This is a genomic window from Neisseria sicca VK64, from assembly GCF_000260655.1.
GTDB classification, from domain to species: domain Bacteria; phylum Pseudomonadota; class Gammaproteobacteria; order Burkholderiales; family Neisseriaceae; genus Neisseria; species Neisseria sicca_B.
On sequence record NZ_AJMT01000165.1, the window covers coordinates 1 to 6,843 of the forward strand.

General features: G+C 54.6%; 5 protein-coding genes. 3 read left to right on the forward strand and 2 right to left on the reverse strand.

The features are described 5' to 3' along the window. Positions 1-192 precede the first annotated feature (192 nt). Complete coding sequence (gene cysG / locus HMPREF1051_RS09345; protein ID WP_003767724.1) at positions 193-1,608, forward strand: siroheme synthase CysG; 1,416 nt, start codon at positions 193-195, stop codon at positions 1,606-1,608. Positions 1,609-1,855: 247 nt separating this feature from the next. Beyond that, positions 1,856-3,046, forward strand: coding sequence for a GTPase HflX (hflX, locus tag HMPREF1051_RS09350; RefSeq protein WP_003767725.1), 1,191 nt, complete (start codon positions 1,856-1,858; stop codon positions 3,044-3,046). A gap of 190 nt (positions 3,047-3,236) precedes the next feature. Here the strand turns inward: hflX and HMPREF1051_RS15475 are convergent, their stop codons facing one another. Continuing rightward, positions 3,237-3,362: a hypothetical protein gene (locus tag HMPREF1051_RS15475; protein WP_003742273.1), complete on the reverse strand. Its 126-nt coding sequence runs from the start codon at positions 3,360-3,362 to the stop codon at positions 3,237-3,239. Positions 3,363-3,781: 419 nt separating this feature from the next. Here HMPREF1051_RS15475 and HMPREF1051_RS09355 point away from each other — a divergent pair, with 419 nt between their 5' ends. After that, a complete protein-coding gene (locus tag HMPREF1051_RS09355) occupies positions 3,782-6,253 on the forward strand; it encodes a heavy metal translocating P-type ATPase (protein ID WP_003767717.1) in 2,472 nt (823 codons plus the stop codon). A 404-nt stretch (positions 6,254-6,657) separates the two neighbouring features. Here the strand turns inward: HMPREF1051_RS09355 and HMPREF1051_RS09360 are convergent. Further along, the coding region (locus tag HMPREF1051_RS09360; RefSeq protein ID WP_196794306.1) for a transposase at positions 6,658-6,843 on the reverse strand (186 nt) is incomplete at its 5' end.

The following is a 6,843-nucleotide window of genomic DNA, read 5'->3' on the forward strand; positions in this document are numbered from 1 at the left end:
ACTTTAAACCAGTACGGCGTTGCCTCGCCTTGCCGTACTATCTGCACTGTCTGCGGCTTCGTCGCCTTGTCCTGATTTAAATTTAATCCACCATATAACCAAATTCGATAAGATAAGCAAAAACCATTCTTTCCGCCGAAGCCTGCGGGATTTTAAGATGGGCGGCACGATAGCTTAATAAGAGAACACGCCATGAACCATTATCCCCTGTTTGCCGATTTGAACGGCCGCCCCGTCCTGCTGGCGGGTGCGGGCAAAGTGGCGGAACGCAAAGCCGAAAGCCTGTTGCAGGCAGGGGCTGCGGTCAGGGTTGTCGCCCGCGAACTCAATCCCGTTTTCCAAAAATGGGCGGACGAAGGCAAAATCGAATGGCTGAGCAGCGAATTTCACGAGGACGATTTGGACGGCGTGTTTTTCGCCGTCGCCGCCACCGACGATTACGCCTTCAACCGCCGCATTTTCCAAGCGGCGGAGCAGCGGGCGAAACTCTGCAACACTGTCGATACCGCGGATTTGTGTTCCTTCACCGTCCCCGCCGTCATTGACCGCAGCCCGCTCAAAATCGCTGTCTCCAGCGGCGCGACCGCCCCCGTTTTGGCGCGCAAGTGGCGGCAGATCATCGAAACGCTCATCCCGCTGCACACCGGTCAAATGGCGGCGCTCGCAGGCAAATGGCGCAACGCGGTCAAAGCCAAAATCAAAGGCACGGCAAACCGCCGCCGTTTTTGGGAAAACCTGTTCGACAGCCGCTTTAACGCGCTCGCCGCACAAGGCAACCTCGATGCCGCCGAAGCAGAGCTTGCCGCGCAGCTTGACGGCTTCGGCGCGGCAAAAGGCGAAGTCGTCCTTGTCGGCGCAGGCCCCGGCGACGCAGGGCTGCTCACCTTGCACGCTTTGCAGGCGATACAGGCGGCGGATGTCGTGTTCCACGATGCTTTGGTTTCAGACGACGTCTTAAGCATGGTGCGCAAAGACGCGGACAAAATCAGCGTCGGCAAACGCGCAGGCTCGCACCACGTCCAACAAGAAGAAACCAACCGCCTCCTGGTCGAATACGCCCGCCAAGGTTTGCGCGTCGTCCGGCTCAAAGGCGGCGACCCCTTCGTTTTCGGGCGCGGTGGCGAAGAAGCCCAAGTCTTGCGGCAGGCAAACGTCCCCTACCGCATCATCCCCGGCATCACCGCCGCCCTGGGCGCGACCGCCTACGCAGGCATCCCCCTGACACACCGCGACTGCGCCCAAAGCGCGCTCTTCGTTACCGGACACAGCAAACACGACGGCCACCAACCCGACTGGCGCACGCTCGCCCTGAGCAACCAAACACTGGTCGTCTATATGGGCACGCTCAAAGCCGCCGAAACCGCCGAAAAACTGATGGCACACGGACGCAGCGGCGACACACCCGTCGCCATCGTCTCCAACGGCACGCTTCCGCATCAGAGCGTCGTGACAGGTCGTCTGAAAAACCTGTCCGAGCTGGCAGAAAACGCCCCACGTCCCGCGTTGATTGTTATCGGCGAAGTCGTTTCCCTGCGTGACGAATTGAAATGGTTTCAAGAAAACCCCGCGCAAAGCCGCCTCCACACGCTGCACGAACAAGCCGCCTGAAGCGTTGTTCAAACCGTTTAAACAAACAAAAGGTCGTCTGAAAACCCCAATCCGGTTTTCAGACGACCTTTCTTGATTATGCTTTCACGGTCGGATGGTGTAAGATGCTGACGCAGCACGCAATCGCGTCAACAAACGCCTCCAACGGAGCGTGCGGCATGCCAAACAGAGATAGGGCAGAGAGCGGTCGAGCCATCAAACGGATGGATGCCGCTTTCCGTTTTTTCAAAAAAAGAAAGGATTTTCCTTGTCCAAACGCAACATTTTCCCCGTCGACAAATCTTTGGAGCAACCCGAACGCGTGATGCTGGTCGGGGTGATGTTGAGCGCGGATTATTCGGGCGCGAACGAAGTGCGCGAGCGGACTTTTCAGACGACCTTGGACGAGGCGGCGGAATTGGTCGCGGCGGCGGGCGGCGAGCTGGTGTTGCGGGAAACCGCCAAGCGCGACAAGGCGCATACGGCTTATTTCGTCGGCACGGGCAAGGCGGAGGAGCTGGCGGCGGCGGTGAAGCTGCACGATATCGGCTTGGCGGTGTTCAACCATGAATTGACGCCGACGCAGGAGCGCAATTTGGAAAAAATCCTGCAATGCCGCGTCCTCGACCGTGTGGGTCTGATTTTGGCGATTTTTGCCAAACGCGCCCAATCGCAGGAGGGTAAATTGCAGGTGGAGCTGGCGCAGTTGAACCATTTGAGCGGGCGGTTGGTGCGCGGCTACGGGCATTTGCAGAGTCAGAAGGGCGGTATCGGCTTGAAAGGGCCGGGCGAGACGCAGTTGGAAACCGACCGCCGCTTAATCGGGCAGAAAATCACGGCATTGAAAAAACAGTTGGCGCAAGTGAAAAAACAACGTGCCACGCGCCGCAAATCGCGGATGGAAGGTCGTCTGAAAACCTTTGCCATCGTCGGCTATACCAACGCGGGCAAATCCAGCCTGTTCAACCGTCTGACCAAGGCGGACGTGTTGGCGAAAGATCAGCTTTTTGCCACGCTGGATACGACGGCGCGGCGTTTGTTTTTGTCACACGAGGCGGGCGTGATTCTGACGGATACGGTCGGTTTCGTCCGCGATTTGCCGCACAAGCTGGTGTCAGCGTTTTCGGCGACGTTGGAGGAAACGGCTTTGGCGGATGTGCTGCTGCACGTCGTCGATGCGTCCAATCCCGATTTCGAGCGGCAGATGGATGATGTGAATGTGGTTTTGGAGGAAATCGGCGCGCATGAGGTGCCGCAGCTTGTCGTGTACAACAAAATCGACCTGCTGCCGCAAGGCGTGCGCGATGCGGGCGTGTTGCGGGATAATTCGGGACGCGCCGTCGGTGTGAATATTTCGGTGACGAAAAGTCTGGGCTTGGACGCTTTGCGCGAGGCGATGATTGAACGGGCGTTGGAAAACGGCGGCAAGGGGTCGTCTGAAAACTGCGAAGCCGAATAAAAACAGGATGTTTTGACTTCCGTTGTTTCTCAATGGGAAGGGAGGCGGGGCGGATTTCGATTTCAATCCGGTGTATTTGCCGCCGTGTGTTTCAAAAGGTCGTCTGAAAAATAAAGGCCGTTTGGAAAACAAAGATAAATCAGGGAGGGTTTATCTTTATTTCCAAACGGCCGTTTAAAGGGTTTACCGCTTAGAAAGGAAGGAGGCGGCGTTTTTTCATAACGTTTTCGTAAATCATCCATGCCGCCAAGCTCAGGTAGGCGACGCTGGACAGGATGCCGATAACGGCAAAAATAGGTAGCAGGCGGTCAATCATGATGTTTTCCCGAGTAAGTAGTTAATGGAAATTTTTGTGTAAAAGCGTAATGTTTTGTATTTTTTACCGCACTGTTTGTACGGAATATGCGCATAGTATGCAGCTTCAAATTGAGTCGGTCAACAAAAATGTAGTACGTTTTTTCAAAAAAGTTCCATTTTTACATTAAAATAATCGGTAAATTCGCACGATATGCGGTATCAGAACGTAACCGTTCGTCTGTTGATGAGCGGTTATATTATTGAAAAATATAAATAAAAGTAATAAAAATATGCAAATTGTTTTAAAATAAACGTTTTGTAAAATATTTTTAAAAATCTGCTAAAAAGCGACACTTTAATAAAGTTTACATTTCTAAACATTTTAAATCCAAGTTTGAAACGGCAAACCATCTGCCGGCACACCATTAGGCACATATTATGAATCAAACGGAAAGAACCTGTTTCCATTGCGGTCTGGAAGTCCCCGAACACCTCCATTTGACCGTCCGCTACGAAAATGAAGACCATGAAACCTGCTGCGCGGGTTGTCAGGCGGTGGCGCAGAGCATTATTGATGCAGGTTTGGGCAATTATTACAAACAGCGTACCGCCGACGCGGAAAAATCCGAATTGCCGCCGCCGGAAGTATTGTCGCAACTGAAATTGTACGATTTGCCCGAAGTGCAGGCGGATTTTGTCGAGGTCGGGGAAGGGGATGAACGCGAGGCGGTGTTGATGCTGGGCGGCATTACCTGCGCGGCGTGCGTATGGCTGATTGAGCAACAGCTTTTGCGGACAGCAGGCGTGGTGCGCGTGGATTTGAATTACAGTACGCACCGCTGCCGCGTGGTGTGGGACGAGGGCAAAATCGCGCTGTCGGACATTCTTTTGAAAATCCGCAAAACGGGTTATACCGCCGCGCCTTACGATGCGCAAAAAGTCGAGGCGCAGGCGCAGAAAGAGCGCAAACAGTTTATCGTCAGGCTGGCGGTGGCGGGTTTGGGCATGATGCAGACGATGATGTTTGCCGTGCCGACCTATCTTTACGGCGGCGATATCGAGCCGCTGTTTTTGGAAATCCTGCACTGGGGCGGCTTTTTGATGGTGCTGCCCGTCGTGTTTTACAGCGCGTTGCCGTTTTACCGCGGCGCGTGGCGCGATTGGAAAAACCGCCGCGTCGGCATGGATACGCCGATTGCGATTGCCGTCGTGATGACCTTTGTCGCGGGCATTTACAGCCTTGCCGTCAATGCGGGGCAGGGGATGTATTTCGAGTCCATCGCCATGTTGCTGTTTTTCCTGCTGGGCGGGCGGTTTATGGAACAAATCGCAAGGCGCAGGGCGGGGGATGCGGCGGAGCGGCTGGTGAAACTTGTTCCCGCGTTCTGCCACCGCCTTCCGTCTTATCCCGACAGCGAGGAAATCGAAGAAGCGGCGGTTGTACAGCTTCAAGCCGGCGACGTGATCGTCGTCAAACCCGGCGAAGTCATTCCTGTGGACGGCACGGTGTTGTCCGGCGAGAGCGAAGTGGACGAAGCCATGTTGACGGGCGAGAGCCTGCCCGTGGTTAAAAGGTCGTCTGAAAACGTTACCGCAGGCACGCTCAATACAGGCAGCCCGCTTGTTGTCCGAACCGACCGCACCGGCAACAACACGCGTCTGTCGCACATCGTCAAACTGCTCGATCGCGCGCTCGCCCAAAAACCGCGCGCCGCTGAGCTTGCCGAGAAATACGCTTCCAGCTTCGTGTTTGGCGAGCTGCTGCTTGCCGTGCCCGTTTTCATCGGCTGGACGTGGTATGCCGACGCACAAACCGCCTTGTGGATTACCGTCGCGCTGCTGGTCATCACTTGCCCGTGCGCACTTTCACTTGCCACGCCGACCGCGCTTGCCGCCTCCACAGGCGCGCTTGCCGACGACGGCGTGTTAATCAGCGGCAAACAAAGCCTTGAAACGCTCGCCCAAATCGACGATGTCGTGTTCGACAAAACCGGCACGCTGACCAAAGGACAACTGTCCGTCAGCCGAATCATCCCCTTAGGTCGTCTGAAAACAGCAGAAGCGCTCGCCGCCGCACAAGCCCTAGAATATCAATCCGAACACCCCATTGCCCGCGCCATCTTGAACCACACGCTTTCAGACGACCCCGCCCCTGCGCCCGAATACATAGTTTCCCAACGCGTCAACCGCATCGGACAAGGCGTCAGTGCGCAAATGACTTATAAAGACGAAACCCAAGTTTGGGCATTGGGACGCGCCGATTTCGTCGCCGGAATAGCCGGCGTGTTGCCTGACCAAGCTGCCAACATCGAACACGCAGGCAGCATGGTGTTCCTCGGCAACCAAAGCGGCTTCCAAGCCGTCTTCCTGCTCGAAGACCAAATCAAAGACAGCGCCGCCGTCATGCTCGACACCCTCAAACAACAAGGCATCCGCACCCACCTACTCAGCGGCGACCGCACAAATGCCGTCGCACAAGTCGCGCAGGCGCTCGGTTTAGACACCTACCGCGCCGAAGCCACGCCCGAAGACAAACTCGCCTATGTTGAAGACTTGCAGAAACAGGGCAGAAAAGTCTTGATGGTCGGCGACGGCATCAACGACGCCCCCGTCCTCGCCCAAGCCGACGTATCCGCCGCCGTCGCAGCAGGCGCAGATGTCGCACGCGACGGCGCCGATCTGGTCTTGCTCAACGACGATTTGAACATCCTGCCCGCCACCATCGCCCAAGCCCGCCGCACACGCGAAATCATCCGCCAAAACCTCGCCTGGGCAAGCGCATACAACATCATCGCCGTCCCGCTCGCCGTCTTGGGCTACGTCAAACCCTGGATCGCCGCATTAGGCATGAGCCTCAGCTCGCTGTTTGTCGTGGGCAATGCGTTGAGGCTATTGAAGAAGAGGAAATAGGTGGTTTCGGAAGGGAGGGGTCGTCTGAAAAACCGGATTTTGGGTTTTCAGACGACGTTTTTATTTGGGTTTTTAAAAGATGGGTTGTGTGATAGTTTTTTCGTGGGCAAAGCCCACACTACGATGGGTGGGAGCGACGTTGATTGAATTCAGGCTAAAAGGTCGTCTGAAACCTTTGATTTGATAGCAGATTGGGGTGAAAATTGGATATTGTAGAATGTTCAAGGTTCTTGTTGGTGCTTAACTCAGCCTACGCTTGCTAAAAGTGGAAATATTGATGGCAAGGGAAATTTGAGTGGAAAGATGTTTCGTATAGATGATAAATTTCTGAAATAAAGAGAGTATTTTTATGTATTTAAGATTTACGATTATGATTTTTGGTGATAATTTCAAGCCTAGTATAGTCAATTAAAATTAAAATAGGACAGTAGCGCATCGTCAAATCGGGCGTAATCAGACAATACGGTTCGCAGATACCGCTTAATATTCGCCCACACCTTCTCAATCGGGTTGAGCTCAGGTGAATAAGGTGCAAGAGGCAATACCTTATGTCCCCATTTTTCCGCCATTTTCCGTAAGACACCCATACG

What these genes read in the sequence shown, in the direction of transcription:
- cysG (WP_003767724.1), top strand. Translation starts at nt 193, where the DNA reads ATGAACCATTATCCCCTGTTTGCCGATTTGAACGGCCGCCCCGTCCTG.
- HMPREF1051_RS15475 (WP_003742273.1), bottom strand. Translation starts at nt 3,362, where the DNA reads ATGATTGACCGCCTGCTACCTATTTTTGCCGTTATCGGCATCCTGTCC.
- HMPREF1051_RS09355 (WP_003767717.1), top strand. Translation starts at nt 3,782, where the DNA reads ATGAATCAAACGGAAAGAACCTGTTTCCATTGCGGTCTGGAAGTCCCC.